The organism is Mucilaginibacter sp. PAMB04274 (assembly GCF_039634385.2).
Lineage (GTDB): Bacteria > Bacteroidota > Bacteroidia > Sphingobacteriales > Sphingobacteriaceae > Mucilaginibacter.
On record NZ_CP155081.2, the window covers coordinates 3,168,699 to 3,188,200 of the forward strand.

The 19,502-nt window shown below is 43.5% G+C and carries 18 protein-coding genes; 8 read left to right on the plus strand and 10 right to left on the minus strand.

Annotated features, from left to right (window positions below; all coding sequences use genetic code 11):
* Nucleotides 1–75: 75 nt before the first annotated feature.
* The 3 genes from ABDD95_RS13290 to ABDD95_RS13300 form a co-directional block, all read right to left on the minus strand.
* A complete protein-coding gene (locus tag ABDD95_RS13290) occupies nucleotides 76–807 on the minus strand; it encodes a DUF481 domain-containing protein (RefSeq protein ID WP_345947816.1) in 732 nt (243 codons plus the stop codon).
* A gap of 78 nt (nucleotides 808–885) precedes the next feature.
* A complete protein-coding gene (locus tag ABDD95_RS13295) occupies nucleotides 886–2,136 on the minus strand; it encodes a DUF2130 domain-containing protein (RefSeq protein ID WP_345947817.1) in 1,251 nt (416 codons plus the stop codon).
* A gap of 132 nt (nucleotides 2,137–2,268) precedes the next feature.
* Nucleotides 2,269–3,744: a S41 family peptidase gene (locus tag ABDD95_RS13300; protein WP_345947818.1), complete on the minus strand. Its 1,476-nt coding sequence runs from the start codon at nucleotides 3,742–3,744 to the stop codon at nucleotides 2,269–2,271.
* A gap of 429 nt (nucleotides 3,745–4,173) precedes the next feature.
* Between ABDD95_RS13300 and ABDD95_RS13305 the strand changes: the two genes are divergently transcribed.
* On the plus strand, nucleotides 4,174–4,968 hold the full coding sequence (locus tag ABDD95_RS13305; protein WP_345947819.1) for a TIGR00266 family protein: 795 nt from the start codon (nucleotides 4,174–4,176) through the stop codon (nucleotides 4,966–4,968).
* Nucleotides 4,969–5,040: 72 nt separating this feature from the next.
* On the opposite strand, the gene ABDD95_RS13310 is transcribed toward ABDD95_RS13305, so the two are convergent.
* Nucleotides 5,041–5,544, minus strand: a complete 504-nt coding sequence (locus tag ABDD95_RS13310) for a hypothetical protein (RefSeq protein WP_345947820.1) — start codon at nucleotides 5,542–5,544, stop codon at nucleotides 5,041–5,043.
* Entirely contained in the window at nucleotides 5,534–5,998 is a 465-nt protein-coding gene (locus tag ABDD95_RS13315; protein ID WP_345947821.1) for a hypothetical protein, read from the minus strand. The genes ABDD95_RS13310 and ABDD95_RS13315 overlap by 11 nt, the downstream gene beginning before the upstream one ends.
* Before the next feature lie 238 nt (nucleotides 5,999–6,236).
* Between ABDD95_RS13315 and ABDD95_RS13320 the strand changes: the two genes are divergently transcribed.
* Nucleotides 6,237–8,102, plus strand: coding sequence for an SPFH domain-containing protein (locus ABDD95_RS13320; protein WP_345947822.1), 1,866 nt, complete (start codon nucleotides 6,237–6,239; stop codon nucleotides 8,100–8,102).
* Nucleotides 8,103–8,200: 98 nt separating this feature from the next.
* Here ABDD95_RS13320 and ABDD95_RS13325 read toward each other — a convergent pair whose 3' ends face one another.
* From ABDD95_RS13325 to nadC, 4 genes are all read right to left on the minus strand, one after another.
* Entirely contained in the window at nucleotides 8,201–8,947 is a 747-nt protein-coding gene (locus ABDD95_RS13325) for a DUF2071 domain-containing protein (protein WP_345947823.1), read from the minus strand.
* A gap of 71 nt (nucleotides 8,948–9,018) precedes the next feature.
* Nucleotides 9,019–9,822, minus strand: coding sequence for a M48 family metallopeptidase (locus ABDD95_RS13330; RefSeq protein ID WP_345947824.1), 804 nt, complete (start codon nucleotides 9,820–9,822; stop codon nucleotides 9,019–9,021).
* A 12-nt stretch (nucleotides 9,823–9,834) separates the two neighbouring features.
* Nucleotides 9,835–10,482, minus strand: coding sequence for a glycerol-3-phosphate 1-O-acyltransferase PlsY (gene plsY / locus ABDD95_RS13335; RefSeq protein WP_345947825.1), 648 nt, complete (start codon nucleotides 10,480–10,482; stop codon nucleotides 9,835–9,837).
* Nucleotides 10,483–10,523: 41 nt separating this feature from the next.
* Nucleotides 10,524–11,372 carry a carboxylating nicotinate-nucleotide diphosphorylase gene (nadC, locus tag ABDD95_RS13340; RefSeq protein ID WP_345947826.1) on the minus strand — a complete coding sequence of 283 codons (849 nt, stop codon included), beginning with the start codon at nucleotides 11,370–11,372 and terminating at the stop codon, nucleotides 10,524–10,526.
* Between the two features lie 196 nt (nucleotides 11,373–11,568).
* On the opposite strand from nadC, the gene gpmI reads away from it, so the two are divergent.
* A complete protein-coding gene (gene gpmI, locus ABDD95_RS13345; RefSeq protein WP_345947827.1) occupies nucleotides 11,569–13,089 on the plus strand; it encodes a 2,3-bisphosphoglycerate-independent phosphoglycerate mutase in 1,521 nt (506 codons plus the stop codon).
* Nucleotides 13,090–13,099: 10 nt separating this feature from the next.
* Nucleotides 13,100–13,636 carry a hypothetical protein gene (locus tag ABDD95_RS13350; RefSeq protein ID WP_345947828.1) on the plus strand — a complete coding sequence of 179 codons (537 nt, stop codon included), beginning with the start codon at nucleotides 13,100–13,102 and terminating at the stop codon, nucleotides 13,634–13,636.
* A 58-nt stretch (nucleotides 13,637–13,694) separates the two neighbouring features.
* Here ABDD95_RS13350 and ABDD95_RS13355 read toward each other — a convergent pair whose 3' ends face one another.
* The gene (locus tag ABDD95_RS13355; RefSeq protein WP_345947829.1) at nucleotides 13,695–14,306 is read right to left on the minus strand and encodes a hypothetical protein; all 612 of its coding nucleotides are present in this window, start codon (nucleotides 14,304–14,306) and stop codon (nucleotides 13,695–13,697) included.
* A gap of 373 nt (nucleotides 14,307–14,679) precedes the next feature.
* Here ABDD95_RS13355 and lon point away from each other — a divergent pair, with 373 nt between their 5' ends.
* From lon to ABDD95_RS13375, 4 genes are all read left to right on the plus strand, one after another.
* The gene (gene lon, locus ABDD95_RS13360; RefSeq protein WP_345952108.1) at nucleotides 14,680–17,166 is read left to right on the plus strand and encodes an endopeptidase La; all 2,487 of its coding nucleotides are present in this window, start codon (nucleotides 14,680–14,682) and stop codon (nucleotides 17,164–17,166) included.
* A gap of 50 nt (nucleotides 17,167–17,216) precedes the next feature.
* Nucleotides 17,217–17,813, plus strand: a complete 597-nt coding sequence (locus ABDD95_RS13365) for a hypothetical protein (protein WP_345947830.1) — start codon at nucleotides 17,217–17,219, stop codon at nucleotides 17,811–17,813.
* A 99-nt stretch (nucleotides 17,814–17,912) separates the two neighbouring features.
* Complete coding sequence (locus tag ABDD95_RS13370) at nucleotides 17,913–18,413, plus strand: hypothetical protein (RefSeq protein ID WP_345947831.1); 501 nt, start codon at nucleotides 17,913–17,915, stop codon at nucleotides 18,411–18,413.
* Between the two features lie 78 nt (nucleotides 18,414–18,491).
* Nucleotides 18,492–19,466 (plus strand): lipid A deacylase LpxR family protein, encoded by a 975-nt coding sequence (locus tag ABDD95_RS13375; RefSeq protein ID WP_345947832.1) that lies wholly within the window; start codon nucleotides 18,492–18,494, stop codon nucleotides 19,464–19,466.
* Nucleotides 19,467–19,502 lie beyond the last annotated feature (36 nt).

The window sequence follows — 19,502 nt, forward strand, 5'->3', positions numbered from 1 at the left end:
TTAATTAATACTTAAAACAGATTATAACTTTTTATTATAACCATTACAGCACACCTTCGGCATGGAAAAAGACAGTCAAAAGTATTTTTCAACCTTTAAACCATAGGTGAACAAAAGGTTTTCACTTTGGGTACGCGAGATTTTATTGTAGGATAAAGCACTGTTCAGGGTTAACCAATTATTTAATTTAAAGCCCAAGCCAACATTAGTTCTAATAATGTAATCACCCTTTCGGGTTACAGAATTTTGAAGAAAGTTGCTGCCATCCAAAGTTATAAGGTCTTTAACTACGAAATGGAATTGCAGCCTTAAAGAATTACGGTAAGTATAATAAACCTCACGTGTAGTATCAGTGGTATTGATGTCGCTTAGATCATACAATATGCCATCACTTACGTTCAGATAGGCATTGGGGCGGTCGTAAATACTGTAAGCAATGCCGCCGCCGGCGAGTAACTGGTTATTAATTTTAAGCGAATAACTGGTATTGTAATTAGCCAGCCCCCAGTAATAAGCGTGGGGCATGGCTTTATATAAATTAAAATCGAACGAGGCAGAATAATCATTGTTGGTAAGCGCTCCGTTTGATTTGCCATAAACCCAACTGTTACTTAAATTCATGGCAACGCTTTTCTTCTTCACCTCAAAGCGCAAGCCGTTGTTAAGCAAATAAGCATTGCCATCGCGCGCCCGGTTGGCCGAGCCGGTGGCGTTAAAAATAACATGGTAATTGGTTGTATCGTTAAACTGTGCGGAGGCTGTAAAGCTACCCAGCAATAGCACGAACAACAAGGGGTATTTATGCATATTAGCAGTTTGGTTGCCATTTACCGACAACCAAACCGCCTGCTTTGTTTGATAAAAATCTTATGGTCTACTACTCTCCTACCCCAGCATCAGCAAGTCTTCATCATCGGTAAGGCTTAGCTGAATGTTTTCGCTGCCGGCAATGCCTTCAACAGAGCCCTGGATGTGCACAGCGCTCAGCAGTACTTTTTCCAATTGCTTTTCACGAACTTTCCACATTTTCTCCATGGCTTCCCGCTCTTTGTGGATAGACATACGCATGCTGGTGAAGCCCTCCCGCAAGGCCTTCCATTGCTCATTAAATTCACTGCTGGTTAAATAGTCATACAACAAGTGCATTTTATCTCCCCTGCCTTCCTGCGCCCTTACAATGGCCGAGGTTTTGATCACGCAGTCGCGCAAGATGTAAGATACAGCCTTTACCTCAGCAAATGAACATATCCATACGCCATCCCTTTCGCCAAAGCAATCCATATCACGCGGATAGCATTGTGTAACTATAACGGCTATGTCGGCACCTATGTGGCGCATGTCTTTTTTCAGCTTTTCAATCCAATCGCCGCCAAATTCCTTGGTTCGCTTGCTTTCGAATATAATCTTACCACATTCCTGTCCAAACTGGTTACGTACCGTTTGCACACAGTCGGCCCCGCGTATACCCTTACCTACCTCATTAATCATATCAAACGGAAAGTAGCTGCGCAGCAATTCTTCCAGTATAAGTTCCTGCACCTCGCCTTGCAACTGCATAGACCCTTGTTCGGCCTTGCGTTTCATTTCTTCAGCCAGTTTCTTTTGATCGTCCAACTGTTTTTCCAGCTCTTTTACTTTAAACTGGTATTCGGTATCGCGCAGGGCGAAACGTTCGTTCTCTTGTTTGCGTATCTGTTCGGCCAGGTCATTACGGTGCTCCTGTATGCGGCGTTGTAAGGTTATTTCCATTTCCTCCTCGCGCTGTTTAAGTGTTTGCTCCTTTTGCATAAACTCCAGCTCTTTTTGGCGAGACAGGCGCAGCTTTTCTTCTGAGTCTTTAACCGAGTTTTCGAGCATACGCAGCTGGTTTTCCATATCGGCCTGTATGGATTTGCGCATAGCGGCTTCCATCTCCTGCTGCATCAGGCGCTTTTCCTCAGTTAGGCGCAGCTCAAACTGCTGCTGTTGCTGGCGCTGCTTTGCGGCAAATTCCTCCTCCTTCTTCCTAAATTCATCTTCCTTTTGCTGCGTGTATTGCTGCATTTTAAGGCGAAGCTGTTTCTTATACTCCTCTGTCATCACTTCCTCAATAGGGAAGCCATGATTACAACTCGGACACTTAACTTCTGTTGCCATACCTGGGTTTGTTTAGCATTATGGGTTTAACCGCCTTAAAGGTAAGGGTATTTTGCTAAAAGTTTAAGCAAAGATTTGAACACGTAAACTTGGGTTATCCACATCAAGAGGCACTTTTACCCTATGGCCTACTTAGTTTTTTGAATTTCTGACTTCGGTTTGCAGTATCAACTCCCCTGCTTTATTCATTACCGGATCTACCTGCATGCCAATTTGTGCCGGATTTGCAATGACCGGCACATCAGGCAGCACACCGTATCCACTGTTTGGATGCGCCGAAGCTATGGCATACCTAAAATGCGGGAAACGCAGTTGTAACTGAGTGGATGGAAGGGTAATAATAGACAGCACACCACCATCAGTACTGCCTTCATTTCCTCCGGTTTCCTGTCCAATAACCGTTACACCGGGTTGCGTTTTTAAAACGGCTACCAGCGTAGATGCTGCAGAGAAGGTACCACCATCCGTTAAAACATAAATGCGTTTGTTGTAATGATGGCTGGTGTAAGGTAACAAGTAGCTGGATAAATTATCTGATACCTGCAAATTTCCGTTAGGGAGCGGGTTGTACGTTCGGCTTATTAAAGTATTGTCTTTACGCTCATTACGGGCGTGGCTCATAAACGATGGTTCAATAACCCTGCACTCATTATAATAAGCCATTCTGAACTTTTTGTTAGCTATGTAACGCAACAGCTCGGTGGTTGCTGCAAATAAGCCACCGCCATTACCTCGTAAATCGAGCACCAGGTTACGTATCTTTTGCTTTTTAAAATCTGCAAAAGCAGCGTCGTAAACCTCAGCAGCTTTAGTGTCTGCAAAAGTATGTATCCGGAATATTGCAGTGTTAGGCAGCGAATCGGGATAGCTTAATTCATACGGCTGGTTGGTACCACGGCTGGCTGGCACCGGCCAGCGGTTAATGGCTAGCGCCATTAGTGTTTGTTTCGCTTTATTACCTGCGCTATCAAGGTAAACAATGTTATAGTGCCTACTTTCACCAAAAACATACCAGTAGTTTCTTAAAAAGCCGAGTTCTTGTACCTTACTGTCTTTAAAAGCATTACTGTAACCATCGCCCGGTATAAACGCCCTTATGGTACCCAGCAGGTTAAGGTCGGGCCGCCCGTTTACAGCCAATATTTGCATACCCGGCTTAATAGCCGCATCAGATGTTAAAACCCGGCTCACGTATAATTTGCCGTTTATAACTGCTACGCTCAACGGCAAAATATATTTAAGCCTGTTGTTGTATTGAATTTGCGCTGCGTTACTGGGCCAAATTACAGTATGTCCCGAACTTATATGGGTAACCAGTTTGCTCATCACCCGCCAGTATTCCAATTCGGGCATAGCATGGTCCAACTGATTATAAGCATCGTCAAAGCAGGAGTCTATTTCTCTTTTTACGTAATAACGGTATAAGCTTGGGTGTGCCTCTTCTAAAGCGTTACGCATAAAAGTAAGATCGGCCTGCATTTGCTGTGTAGAAAGTACGCGGTCTGGAAAAGGAACGGTTGAGTGGCCTGATGCTCTCTTCGGCGTATAGCCAATTATAAAACTTAAAGCTATTAAGCCGCAAATACTCCAGCAAAAGTTTCTTAACATATGTTTACCAAAGGGCTAGTAAATATAGCAAACTCTGAACTTTTCGCTAACCCGTTTGCCCAATTAGATAAATCAGTTTTACCGTGCATTCGCAGTGCCGGCCTTTCGCCTGATAAAGTCTCGTTTGTAATGCTGGGAAAAACACGGCTGGCGGAACGTGATGGATGATGATACCGACATGAACTCCGACTTTTTGGCCTCATAGGTAGGACCTTGTACCCCTCTAGCCCGCTACAACCACCTAAGCGGCAGTTAAGGCGTTTAAACGCTTCGTCATTAGTGCTTATAAGCGTGGCGGGTTTGCATAGCAGGCCCGCCATTTTTATTTGCGTTTTTAAACAGATAAAATATTTAAATTCTAAATTGTAATTTCAGACGTCTTCAGTAATCTAATTACGAAAACGAAATTAACCTGTTACAAATATCACTATGCAAAACCACGAAATTGACTACCGCATTTTTGGTGAAGAAATGCAGTATGTAGAAGTAGAACTTGATCCTAATGAAACGGCCATCGCCGAGTCGGGCGCGTTTATGATGATGGATGACGGCATACAAATGCAAACCATTTTTGGAGATGGCAGCCAGCAGCAGGGCGGCGGTTTAATGGGCAAAATATTTAGTGCCGGCAAACGCCTTTTAGTGGGCGAAAGTTTGTTTATGACGGCCTTTACCAACACCGTTCAAGGCAAAAAACGCGTAAGCTTTGCTTCACCCTATCCCGGAAAAATCATTCCGCTTAATTTAATGCAATTGGGTGGCGCTATAGTTTGCCAAAAGGATGCTTTTTTGTGCGCAGCTAAAGGCGTTGCCATTAATATTGAATTTCAGCGTAAGCTGGGCACGGGCTTGTTTGGTGGCGAGGGTTTTATTATGGAACGCCTGCAGGGCGATGGCATGGCCTTTATGCACGCCGGCGGCCACGTATTTGAGCGCGAATTGCAGCCCGGTGAACTCATCAAGATAGACACCGGATCGTTGGTTGCTTACACCACTGGTGTTGATTTTGATATCCAATTCATTGGAGGAATACGAAACAAGATTTTTGGTGGCGAGGGAATCTTTTTTGCCACCTTGCGCGGGCCTGGTAAAGTTTGGATACAAACCCTGCCTGTTAGCCGGCTGGCCAGTCGTATTTTAAGCTACGCATCACCCGGTGGCCGTAAAGAAGAAGGTGGAATATTAGGCGGCCTGGGTAACTTGTTAGACGGAGACGGATATTAGCAACCAGTATTTGCTTGTTCACGGGAACTCAATTGCTGTCATGAACAAGCAAATTAAACTACTTATTTTCAATTATTTACCTCTTACTTCCTTAAGCTGCTGTTTAAGGTCTTGTATGTTTTGCTGTGCCTGTCGGTTTTCAAGATAATAATAAATGGCCGCTGCTAAAAATATCTTACCCAATACAAAAACGGCAGCGAACACCCAACGCCATGCTTTGTGCACACGCATATGGGTCGATTCGGCTTCCACCTCAATAAAATTATTTTGGCGGGATCCAGTTTCTTTTTTATAACCAGATCCGTCGTGGTCTATTTTTAAAGCAGGCTTATTCGGTATACGCTCCAGCGAATCAATCTCTGCCTCAATTTGGTCCCATAAACCAGGCGGCGGCGGAATGGCCATACCATCGGCAATCTTTTCTAAATCTTCTTCCAGCTTTTGCAATTCTTCGTTTACCTCGGCGTAATGCGCTTTCATATAAAGCACATCGCGCTCCTCCACAGATGAAGCAGATCCGGTTACGTAAGCTTCTAAGATGCCGCTTTCTATAAATTCTTTAACCTTACTGTTCATTTCTGATAACATTAAAAGCTTCTTTCAAAATACGCTTAACAGCGCTTTCATCCCTGTTTAATTCTTTTGCCAGTATAGTTATAGATTTGTGTTGATAATATACGCCGTTAAAAACCAGTTTCTGCTCCTGATTCATGGCTCTTGTATACTTATTAAACTTGGCCAGATCAGTTCCGGCTACACCAGCACTTCCCAGCTGCTCGCTATCTTTACGGAGGGTGTTACGCGCAATGGCTTGTAATTGTACCCAGGTATTAACCCCAGGCCCGGTAAGCTCATCAGCATAACGGCTAATTTGCTTAAATATTTCAACCAGGTAGTATTCGGCCTTGGCGGCGTCTTGCACTACTTCTGTAATATAGCCTAATAACGCATGTCCGTAACGGTCATACAATGATCGTATTAAAGGTATACTGCCGGCGGTTGTATCTGAACTTATTATACGTTGATCCACAAATCAGGTTGTCAAATGCTAATATTCAACAAATATAGCCTAATCGCTTCAAAAACGACAATTAAGGGCCTGTAAACGTCTTAAAAAAATATTGATACTTGTGTGTAACAATTGGCATATCATCTATATCTAATTAAACGCTTACCCAGCCGAGGTACTACAAAATGCTGTAAGCAACGTCCACTAGCCCGCACCTTAAGGGCTTCTTCAAAAAATCAAAAATCAATTTATTACTAAAATGGCTGATTTAATTTTCAAGCTATGGTGGGTGCTGCCTGTTGTGGCCGCCCTCCTATTGTACAAATCTGTACTTCGTGTATTTTTTGGTATGATCATCGTGCCCGATGATCGTATCGGACTGGTTGTTAAAAAATTTACGCTTTATGGCTCAGATAAGCGCCTACCCGATGGCCGCATTATAGCCACCCGAGGCGAAGCTGGTATGCAGGCTAAGCCGCTGGCACCAGGTTTATACTGGCGCATGTGGCCATGGCAGTATGGCATTACCATGCAACCCTTTACCATTATAGAGCAAGACAAGTTAGGCCTGGTAAAGGCCAAAGATGGTGCATCGTTGGATACCGGCCGTGTATTAGGCCGCCCGGTTGAGTGCGACAAGTTTCAGGATGCGCAGGGATTTTTAGAAAACGGCGGCCAGAAAGGGCCACAGGCTGCTTTTTTAACCCCAGGCAGCTATCGTATCAACACCTATCTTTTCGAAATTGTAATGGTACCCATTACACAAGTGCATGAAAACAAAGTAGGCATTGTAACCACGTTAGACGGGGAACCGCTCGAGAAGGGTGAGATTGCAGGCGGCTCGGTAGTTGGTCACCGCAACTATCAGGACCCTATGGCCTTTATACAGGCAGGCGGTAAAAAGGGTTTGCAGGAGGATGTGATTTTGGCCGGCACTTACTACCTTAACCCCTGGTTTGTATTACTGGAGCAGGTAGAAATGATGCACATACCTATTGGCTACGTTGGTGTGGTTAACTCGTTTGTTGGCCCCGAAGGTAAAGACACCAGTGGCGACAACTTTAAACATGGCAACATTGTGCACAAGTACCAAAAAGGCGTTTGGGATGAGCCGCTTGATCCTGGCAAACACCCGGTTAACATTTATACTCATAGCGTAGAGGTTGTGCCAACTACCAATACCGTACTTAACTGGGCCAATAGCCGCAGCGAGGCACACGAATTGGATAAAAACCTGAGCACTATCAATGTGCGCTCGTTTGATGGTTTTACTTTTAACCTGGATGTATCGCAGATTATACACATACCCCGTAACGAGGCGCCTAAAGTTATTGCAAGGTTTGGCAAGATGAAGAACTTGATATCGCAGGTGCTCGAACCAACTATTGCCAACTACTTTCGCAACGCGGCTCAAAAAAGTGATGTAATTGGTTTCCTCACCAATCGTTCGCAAAGGCAAGACGATGCTAAAACACACATTAGCCAGGTGCTGGCCGATTATAACGTAGTTGGTGTGGATACGCTGATTGGCGATATTAAACCACCGGAAGCGCTGATGAAAACCATGACCGACCGTAAACTGGCCGAGGAAGAACGCCATACATATGAGGTGCAACGCAGCGCCCAACTGGAACGTAAAGAGTTTGAAAGCGCCAAAGCCGGCGCCGACATGCAGCCCGAAGTGGTAAAATCGACCCGCCAGGTCGAAATCAACACGCAAATGTCGGCCGCTAAGGTTGCCGGAGCAAAAGGTGATGCTGAATCGCGAGTAATTAACGCTAAGGCAGATGCCGAAAACCGTACCATTAACGCCCGTGCCGAAGCGGAAGCTAAAACTATTATTGCTAAAGCTGATGCTGAAGCCACCGACTTAAACGGTACAGCCGATGCCGGCAAAATAAAAGCCATAGGCTTGGCCGAAGCAGAAGTAACCAAACAAAAAACAGAAGCTATGGGCACCGAGCAATACGCCGTGGTGCGCGTAGCTGAAGCCCTTGCCAGCAACGGTATAAAACTGGTGCCGGAAATACTGGTTAATGGTAAAGACGGCGGCAGTAGCGGCTTAATAGATGCCCTGATAGGCAGCGAAATGCTAAAAAAGCTGCAAAAGGAAAACGAGCAGTAAGCCATAAGTGGTAAGCGCATAGATGTGCGCTTACCACTTTATTTAATATCATATCTAGCTTATTAAAATCCGTACAAAGCTTGCAATGCAACCAGGTATCATAGTACAATACTTTCCTCCCTACCCTTCCTTATCTTCTGCGCTACCCTAACCACCACGTCCGATCCTTTTGCAAAAAAAGCTGAGTAGGGCTGTTGAAGAAAAGATACGAAAGCCTGGCCATATAAAGCAGCAACATCTGCCTCAAATACAGGGTTGGTTACCCGAGCTACTTGCCATGGCACATGTTCAACAGCGTATTCTAACGTTGTACTACCGTTAATAGCATTGTAACCCCAGTAGTGTTCAAGAATAAATTCTTCTGCGCTTCCGGCCTCAATAGGCACAAAGGTATTGCCTATCATAGCGCCTAGCTTGTTCCAATTTCCTTTGTATTTCCATTCATAAGTGTATTCCGTACGGCCATCGGCTGTTGGTATGACCGAATGGCGCATGGGCATTGCCTTATAATGCTCATTGTAAAGATTGTTGGCAACAATTGGAATGGCGGCAAGCGGAACGATCTCGCTAATGAAAACTGCGCCGCGTTTCCACTGCAAGCCGTCAAAATAACGCACGTAGAATCGAAGGTTCACTTCCTCAAAGTTTACATGAAACGGCCACTTTATGCCCAATACACGAGTGTTCAAAAACATAAAGCCTACCATGCTCACTAAAGCTTTGCCCTGCCATAAATCCAATTCGGTATAAGCAGGCAGGTATGGCTTTAACACCTCCGCATCAACTTCATAATTAAGCATGAGCAGGTTGCGCCACTCTGCCTGTAAAAATTTAATTTTAGCCATTATTCATCATAACCAATAACATTGTAATTGTTATTAAACAACAAATCCCGCCGGAGCGGGATTTGAAAATTTTATCTTCCTTTATAATACTTCATGGCTTCAGGTATACGGCTTTGTATGTCGCGTATACGGGTTGCATCTGACGGGTGCGTGCTTAAAAATTCGGGCGGTGCTTGTCCGCCGCTTTTTGCCGCCATACGTTGCCAAAAGCCTACTGCACTATTTGGGTTATAACCAGCCATTGCCATAAAGGTTAAGCCCAGGCGGTCTGCCTCGCTTTCCTGGTTACGGCCATACTTTAGTAAAGCTAATTGGCTTCCGGTGCCATAAAGTGCGTTTGTAATTTTTAATAAACCCGATTGTGAGCTACTTGAAGCCACACCAACAGCGGCTCCTAACCCTTGAGCAACGTACTCTTGTGAGATACGCTCGGCCGAGTGCTTTGCAATAGCATGACCAATCTCATGCCCCATAACGGTCGCCAGTCCGGCATCATCCTGTGTAATCGGCAATATGCCGCTGTATACGGCCACTTTACCACCAGGCATGCACCATGCATTTACTTCGTTACTTTGAATTAAGTTGAACTCCCACGCAAAATTGTACTGATCGCCGTAACCATTCTGGCTTAGGTACTGCTGTATAGCAGCAGCCAGTTGGTTACCAACACGTTTTACACGTTGTGCATCTGTGCTGCTGGTAATCACTTTTGTTTTAGGATCTGATAATAGCTGACGGTAGCTGGTGGCAGCTGATTGATTGACCTGAGAATCGCTCACCGCTAAAAATTGTTTACGGCCTGTTAACGGTACGGTTGAACAGCTAAAAAGTACAGTGGCGGTTAACAGCGCCAAAATAGGTTTGGTAATTTTCATAAGATAGATAATTTAGGCAACTTTACTTTTAAACAAGTTTACTTTAGACTCCTTGCCTTTAAGCAAACGTTCAATGTTCTTTTGGTGCGTAACCAGTATCAGTACACATATACACATACTGTATATAATGACCGATTTGATATACACCGGAAAAACAAATGTTACACCTATTAGATAAGTAAAGCCCGCCATTATAGAACTCAGCGATACATATTTGGTTACTAAAAGTATAACAATGAACACCAGCACACAAAGCAAGGCGGCTTGCAAGTGGATAGCCAAAACCATTCCAAAAAGCGTTGCCACGCCCTTACCCCCTCTAAAACCCGCAAACACCGGAAACAAATGGCCCATTACAGCGGCAATTCCTAATGCCAGCTGGTAATTAATAAAAGCCGAAGAATGATGACTACCAATAGTACTTACACCAATTAAATAAGCCAGGTTGGTGGCTGTCCAGCCTTTTAATATATCTATAAGCATAACCGGTATACCGGCCTGCTTACCCAAAACCCTGAAGGTGTTGGTTGCACCGGCATTACCGCTGCCATATTCCCTTACATCTATCCCATAAAATGCCTGGCCTATCCACACAGCCGTGGGAATAGAGCCGAACAAGTAGGCCAGAATGAGCACTAAAACAGAATAGACTGATATCATTTTGCCACAATAATACTAAATCAATGCTATAATCACGGTTTTTATTGCTTTACGGCTTTCAAACTCAAATCAAGACTTTTAACAGAATGGGTAAGCGCGCCGACTGAAATATAATCTACACCGCATGCTGCATACTCGCCAATGTTCTCGGACGTAATACCGCCCGATGCTTCGGTAGCAAATCTGCCTGCTATAATATTAACTGCATCTCTTAAATCAGGTATGCTAAAATTATCCAGTAAGATACGGTCCACCCCGCCGGTTTGCAGCACCTGCTCCAATTCGTCAAGGCTACGCACTTCTATCTCGATAGCCAGTTCTTTATTCTCCCGTTTTAAATATTCATGCGTATTAGTAATGGCTTGCTGAATGCCGCCCGAATAATCTACATGGTTATCTTTAATCAGGATCATGTCATACAAACCAAAGCGATGATTTACACCTCCACCTATCTGTACAGCCCATTTCTCAAGGTAACGGAAACCCGGTGTTGTCTTTCGGGTATCTAACACCTTTGTATTAGTGCCCTTTAACAAGTCCATAATTTCACGCGTTTTTGTAGCAATACCACTCATACGCTGCATGCAATTGAGCACTAAACGCTCGGCGCGTAAAATGCAATGCACACTTCCTTCCACCTCCAACACCACGTCTTTCGGTTTTACTAAAGCACCATCCTGTAAAAATATGTTCACCTTTAAGTCAGGGTTCACTATCAGGAATATTTCTGAAGCCAGTTCAACACCCGCTAAAACGCCGGTATCTTTTACCAATAAACGGGCCCGGCCCATAGTACCTTGGGGTATAGTGGCCAACGAGGTATGATCGCCGTCGCCTACATCTTCGGCCAACGCACGTTCTATAAAGTCATCAACAAGTTGTTTATCCAAAATAGTAAGTATTTACGCTTCAAAAGTAAAACAAATACTGGTGATTTAGTTTTTCAATTTTGTTGAAGTTGGCTAATTACTGTGAAATAACCACACTAAGCTTTTTTTCAAGAAAAAATCCATAATTAATTGCTTAACTAAGCAACGATTTAATAACTCACCAAGCAACTATGCTCCAATCAACTATATTTGCACCGTGGAAAACAAGAAAATCGCTTTATTAATACTGGATGGCTGGGGTTACGGCCGCCAGGATGCTTCAAACGCTATATATACCGCCAATACACCTTTTTTTGACGAGATGCTGCAAAAGTATCCTAATTCAAAACTGGTAACTTCGGGGATGGATGTTGGTTTGCCCGACGGACAAATGGGCAACTCTGAAGTTGGCCATATGAATTTGGGTGCCGGCCGTATTGTTTACCAGGAACTGGGCCGTATACATAAAGCGGTTGATGACCACGAACTGCCCCAAATTAATGTTTTAAAAGATGCTTTTGAATACGCCAAACTGAACCATAAAGATGTGCATCTGATTGGTTTAGTGTCTGACGGGGGCGTGCATTCGCATATTAAACATATAAAAGGTTTGTGTGATGCGGCTACCGAGTTTGGCCTGGATAAGGTTTTTATACATGCCTTTTTAGACGGACGTGACACTGACCCAAATTCGGGTGTTAATTATATAACCGATCTGGAGATTGCTATTAGCCAGCAGCCGGTTAAGTTGGCATCTGCTATTGGCCGCTATTATGCCATGGACCGCGATAACCGCTGGGAGCGGGTAAAACTGGCCTATGATCTAATGGTAAACGGTATTGGCAGGCCAGCTATGAATATGGTGCAAGCCATTCAGGAATCATATGCTGATGGCGTAACCGATGAGTTTATATTACCGATAGTGCGGACCGATGTTGACGGCAACCCTATTGCCGTTATTAAAGACGGTGATGTGGTAATTTGCTTTAACTTCCGTACCGATCGTGGCCGCGAGATCACGCAGGCGCTATCGCAAAAGGATTTCCCGGAGCAAAACATGCATGCGCTTAACCTGCGCTACATCACCATGACACCGTATGATGAGACCTTTAAGAACGTACAGGTAATTTTTAACAAGGACGACCTTACCCAAACTTTAGGCGAGGTATTGCAGGACGCCGGTAAAACACAGATCCGGATAGCTGAAACAGAAAAGTATCCGCACGTAACATTTTTCTTCTCTGGTGGTCGTGAACGCGAGTTTATAAACGAAAAGCGATTAATGGTACCGTCGCCCAAGGTGGCTACTTATGATTTGCAGCCTGAAATGAGTGCCGAAGGTATACGCGATGCTATTTTGCCCGAGTTGCAAAGCCGCTGGGCAGATTTTATATGCCTCAACTTTGCCAATACTGATATGGTGGGTCACACCGGTGTATTTGATGCAGTAGTTAAAGCAGCCGAAACAGTAGACAGGTGCGTACAAACCCTGGTTGAAGTGGGCACCGCTAATGGCTACTCCTTCATCATTATTGCCGACCACGGCAACGCCGATTATATGGTTAACGAGGATGGTTCGCCTAATACGGCACATACCACCAACTTAGTGCCCTGCATTATTATTGATAAAGATGTAACTCATATTGAAAATGGCAAGTTGGGTGATATTGCACCCACCATATTAAAGCTGCTGGGTGTAGCTATACCTGAGACAATGACCGGCAATGTATTGGTGTAAAACTCACAATGTGCGTTTAAAGTTACTTTACAGCACCTTATTATGTATATCCGGCCTGGCGGCCTGCCGGCCGGATATACATGTAAGCGCAGGGCAAAAGCGCTACTTCGACCTGGCGAAATTTATTCATACCGACTCGGCACGTTTAAGCAAAGCCCAAACTGCCGTACTTAAAACCGTAGTTCAAAACAACAGCGCCCCACAAACCAAACGTATCAAAATTACCAACTGGGGTCAGGAACTTAATTTATTTGCAGCCTCAGACATTAATAAGCCGGCCTGGCGAGATAGCTACAAAATTGTAAAAGGTGGAGATTCGGTAGTATACACCGCTCTGCAACAAGATTTAACTACCCGCCGCATGGTTGTTTATGGAACTCCCGGCAAGGTCAAAAAAATTTCGGTAGATAATTTTACTAAGAATATGCTTTACCAGACAACTGAGCATTTGGTATATTATCCGGACTCATTGTACGAAATAGATAAATTACAAAAAGTCAGGTTTATTGGAAGTAATCGTTATTTGATTATTGGGAAAATAAAATAAAACTCCGCCCTTTTCTGCATTACATTTCTAAAACCTATGTTTTGCAATAGATAATTGATTAATGATGCCCAACCAGGGTAGCCAGCTTTTCTTTAGAAATATCGAGTAGAGAGGATATATCAGTCCGGCTTGGGTTATTGGCCAATACCTTTTCAAAATCGCCTATTGCAGCCTTAAGGGCATTAATAGCCCGCAATTTATCATAAGGACTATGCTGTAATTTTAACGCCGCATAATCTTTGTAGTTGATACCGCGGTTTTGATAAAAGCTATCTTCGGGCTTAATTAATATGGCTTTTGTCAAATCAGCAATAGACCCTAACAAGCACTTTTCTTTCTCCGCAGACGGCATTTGTGCATCATGGGCCATATTGCTTTTCGCTTTTGAACGGAAAAAGTAGGCGGCTTTATCGGTGCTGTTTGCGGCAATGACCTTACTATAGGCGGCTATAGACTTCTTGTAATTTTCGCTATGAAAGTACGAGTAGCCTAACATCCACAAAGCATTAGTGTTGTTAGAGTCGACCACGCAGGCTTTTTCTAACTGACGTACGGCTGTTTTGAAGTCCTTATCCATCAATGCCTGGTACCCTAACTTAAGATATGCGTTTTGGGCCGAGCTCTCAAAAGATACAACTAATAAAGACAGTATGACGGATAACCTTATCATCAATCAAATTTGTTAATGCAATAACTATACAATAACTGGTGCACTTATAATTTATTGTGTGGTAGTAGGTTAATGTTTAAAACTTTTCGCACCATTAGGCAAATGTTTTAATGCCCTGCCGCTTGCAAGGTAAACGCTTAACAGTGAGGGGAAGCAATAATAACAAATCAATTACAAATAACAAGCTAAATAAAAATTTGCTTGCATGAAGTGTGACAGCATGATGGTAATGTGTCACTCAACAATACATTGGCATACGGATTGAAAGACTACAATGTTAGCGCATAAAAGTGTACTTTTGCAACGCTTCCACCAGCCCGTCCGCGTACAGGCTGACAACATGACGTTTTTACTACCATATAAGAAAGGGTATTTGATGAGTTTCGATCCGTTTGATTTCAAACATGCATTACCAATAATAAATGAAGATTCAGAATTTTTTCCGCTGATGTCTACCGAAGACGAAGAGGAGATGAATAATGAGCAAGTACCTGAGTTTCTTCCCATACTTCCGCTACGCAATACTGTATTGTTCCCTGGAGTTGTAATACCCATAACCGTAGGACGCGATAAGTCTATTAAACTTATACGCGATGCCAATAAAGGCGACCGCATGGTGGGCGTGGTTGCCCAGCATGATGTGAATGCCGAAGATCCTGAGTTTAGCCAGCTGCACAGTGTTGGTACAACAGCACTTATTATTAAGATGCTGCAGATGCCCGACGGAAATACCACTGTTATACTGCAGGGCAAAAAAAGATTCGTATTAAAAGAAGAGATACAAAGCGCCCCCTATATAAAGGCCACTATTGAACCTTTTAAGGAACTGCCTATTAAGGAAGACAAGGAGTTTAAGGCCATGGTTTCGTCTGTAAAGGATATGGCCATGAGCATTATACAACTTTCACCTAATATTCCGAGCGAAGCAGGTATCGCTATCCGTAATATTGAGAGCACTTCATTCCTGATTAACTTCATTGCTTCTAACATGAATGCCGATATTACGGCTAAACAGCGCTTGTTAGAAATACCTAATTTGCGTGAACGCGCCCGTATTGTGCTGGAGCATCTAACAACTGACTTGCAGATGCTGGAGCTCAAAAATCAGATCCAAACCAAGGTGCGTACTGATTTGGATAAACAACAGCGCGATTACTTCTTGAACCAGCAGTTAAAAACCATACAGGAAGAACTGGGCGGCAGCACACCCGATTTGGAAATTGAAAATCTTCGTACCCGTTCGGTAAAAAAGAAATGGTCTAAAGAAGTTAATGATCATTTTAACAAAGAGCTGGAAAAATTACAGCGCATTAACCCTGCCGCTGCCGATTATTCGGTTCAGATCAATTACCTGGAACTATTGCTTGATTTACCCTGGAATGAGTTTACCAAAGACAACTTTGACCTGAAACGGGCTCAAAAGGTGTTAGACAGAGACCATTTTGGCATGGACAAGGTAAAACGCCGCATTATTGAGTATTTAGCTGTTTTGAAGCTAAAACATAATATGAAAGCGCCTATTTTGTGCCTGGTTGGTCCTCCGGGAGTAGGTAAAACTTCGTTAGGTAAATCAATTGCTAAAGCCTTAGGCCGTAAATATGTACGTATGGCTTTGGGCGGCGTAAGGGACGAGGCCGAAATTCGTGGTCATCGTAAAACTTATATCGGCGCTATGCCGGGCCGTATTATTCAATCGGTAAAAAAAGCTGGCGCGGCCAACCCTGTGTTTATCCTGGATGAGATAGACAAAGTAGGCAATGATTTCAGAGGCGACCCATCTTCGGCCTTGCTGGAGGTGTTGGACCCCGAACAAAACAGCACCTTTTATGACCATTACGTGGAGCTGGACTTTGACCTCTCTAACGTAATGTTTATTGCCACAGCTAACTCATTGAGCACTATACAGCCAGCCCTGCTGGATCGTATGGAAATCATCGAGGTAAGCGGCTACACTATCGAAGAGAAAGTTGAAATTGCCAAACAACACCTCTTGCCTAAACAGCGTGAGGCGCATGGTATCAAATCCAAAGATGTGACGATCAAGAACGACGTCATGGAAAAGGTGATTGAAGATTATACGCGCGAATCGGGTGTACGTGGTTTAGAAAAACAAGTTGGATCTATAGTACGTGGTGTTGCCAAAAGCATCGCCATGGAAGAAGAATACAATAGCATTGTCAGCAAAAAAGATGTAGAGCGTTACCTTGGTCCGCCGTTGTTTGATAAAGACCTTTATGAAGGTAACGATGTTGCCGGCGTAGTAACGGGCCTGGCATGGACACAGGTAGGCGGCGATATACTGTTTATAGAAGCCAGTTTAAGCCCTGGTAAAGGCAGACTTACCCTAACCGGTAGCCTGGGCGATGTAATGAAAGAATCGGCTACTATTGCTTTAGCTTACCTGCGTGCTCACTACAACTATTTCGACATTAATCCTAAGCTTTTTGAGCAATGGGATATACATATTCACGTTCCGGCCGGCGCTACGCCTAAAGATGGACCATCGGCTGGTATTACCATGCTTACAGCATTAACATCAGCCTTTACGCAACGCAAAGTTAAACCTCATCTGGCCATGACCGGAGAGATCACTTTACGTGGCCGGGTTTTACCGGTTGGTGGCATTAAAGAAAAGATTTTAGCCGCTAAACGCGCCAACATTAAAGACGTGATCCTATGTCAATCTAACCAGAAAGACATTTTGGAAATTAAGGAAGATTACATAAAAGACCTGAATTTCCATTACGTAAAAGAGATGCGTGACGTAATCAACCTGGCACTTTTAGATGAGCTGGTTGTTGAACCGTTGGATTTGACCATAAAAGAAGAACCAAAGCTTGCCGGCGAACTGGCACAATAATTTGGATGTAAGGTTTAGCTATGCCTATATTAGGGCAAGCTAAACCTTACATGATTAAAAACTTAACTAACAAAGTTACTGCCCTATTACTGGCCGTATCAATAGTGCTTACATTAAAAGTGAGTGCTCAAACGGCAGACAGTATCTCAACGCACCGTGCACAAAATGTATTTGCCGAATTGCTGGGTGCCGGCGTCACGTTTTCAGTTAATTATGATACCCGCTTCGGTAACCGGCGCGATGGTTTAGGCGGCCGTTTAGGGGCTGGTTTCTTTGCTGAAGATGGCGATAAATTGTTTACCCTGCCGATGCAGCTTAATTATTTGTTAGGTAAAAAAGGCAAATACTTTGAAATTGGTTTAGGTGCTACCTACTATAACGCTAAAAACAGGCCGGAAAACTACAACGTGTTTTATAATGGTTCTAACGGCCAGTACATCTATTCGGAAGACAATGATGACGGGATTTTAGTTGTAAATAGAGGCAACGGTTCTGGCTTGCTAGGCACCATGACGTTTGGTTACCGATACCAGCCCCTTAACAGCGGATTTAGCTTTCGGGGCTATATTAACCCGGTATTTGACAGTAAAAATTTCATACCCTACTTTTTTGGACTGAGCTTTGGTTATACCTTTTCGGCTAAATGAACGCGCTGAAAGATTTATCAGTTATATTCTATTAAAGATTTCACTACCAATAATTTAAATTCTAAATACCTTTACATTAGTTAATTAACGCATCACTTTATGAAGCATATAGTTAAATACATTTGCACAAGTTTGTTACTGTTAACGCTGGCATGTGCAAGCCACGCGCAAACAACTGCGGGTGCCCGTGCGCAAAACATATTTGTTGAATTGGGCGGTCCCGGACTGCTGCTTTCAGCTAATTACGATACGCGATTTGTAAACCGGCATGATGGTGTGGGCGGACGTTTAGGTGTGGGTTATCTTTCTATAAGCGATAACTCCTTACTTACTGTTCCTTTACAAATTAATTATTTACTGGGCAGAAATAACCGATATTTTGAATTAGGGATAGGCGCTACCTTTGTAAGCTCACGCGGCGACGAAAATGACTTTTTATCACTCGATAACGCTCAAAACACAATCGGGACTATGACGTTTGGTTACCGATACCAGCCCGAAGAGGGTGGGTTCAATTTCAGGGCAGCACTTAACCCGGTTTTCAACAAACACGATTTTTTCCCGTTTTTTGGTGGAGTGAGCTTTGGATATACTTTTTAAAGATTAAAGTATTTAATATTAAAAGCCGGACGATTAATCGTCCGGCTTTATTATTTTTAGCACTCCTTATTTAGGCTGATGAAAATAAAATTACTTGCTATTTGTTTTTTGCTGGAATTGACAGCTAATGGCATTTTTGCCCAGAACCGCACACATGAGTTCGGCTTTCAATCTGATAATGATTCTTTTTTGGCGCAGGGCTCCGACCGGTATTATACTAACGGCTTATTTATATTTTACCGCCGTGGCATGGACTTTAAAAATCCAAAACTGGCCAACAAGGTACTGGGTATTGAAATTGGCCAGAAGATGTATAACCCTATATCTGGCAGCGTGCCCGACTCCACCTACATAGACCGCCCGTTTGCTGCTTACCTATATGCAGGTGTAAACGTTAACTACTTATACCGTAATGAGAGTAATTTAAAGCTTAGTGCACAAATTGGTGTAGTTGGTCCGTCGGCTAAAGGCAAGCAGGTGCAGGAAATCATACACAACACTTTTGGTTTTTATGAACTGAACGGCTGGCAGTACCAGATTCAGAACAGCTTCCAAGTCAACTTATCTGCCGAATATAACCGCTTGCTTTTCCGTAAGGATTGGGCAGATATCTCAGCAACCGGATATGGCAACTTGGGTACAACATTTACAGGAGCCGGTATTGGTCCGCTTATACGCTTGGGTAAGTTTAACCAGTTATTTAATTCAATAAGTACACAAAGTACCGCAACCCGCAACAGCATTGCACAGTTGCATAAAAAAGAACTCTTTTTGCATTACCGGCCGCAGTTTAATTACGTTGCTTATGATGCTACTGTACAAGGCGCATTGTACTTTGAAAGTAAGGAGCAAAAAGGAACTGAAATTACCAGCAGCCCAAATCGGTTTGTATTCAGCAACCAGGTTGGTGTGAGCTTTTGTTCATCGCGTTGGATTTTTGACGCGGCCGCAACTTTTAATTCAAGGGAAGTTAAAACGCAAACTTTTAATAACCACCAGTGGGGCTCCTTGAGTGTAATTTATAGGTTTAACGGTTATAAAGCTAAAATGTAATTATCAGCAACTTAGCGGCAGGTATTAAGCAGTTTT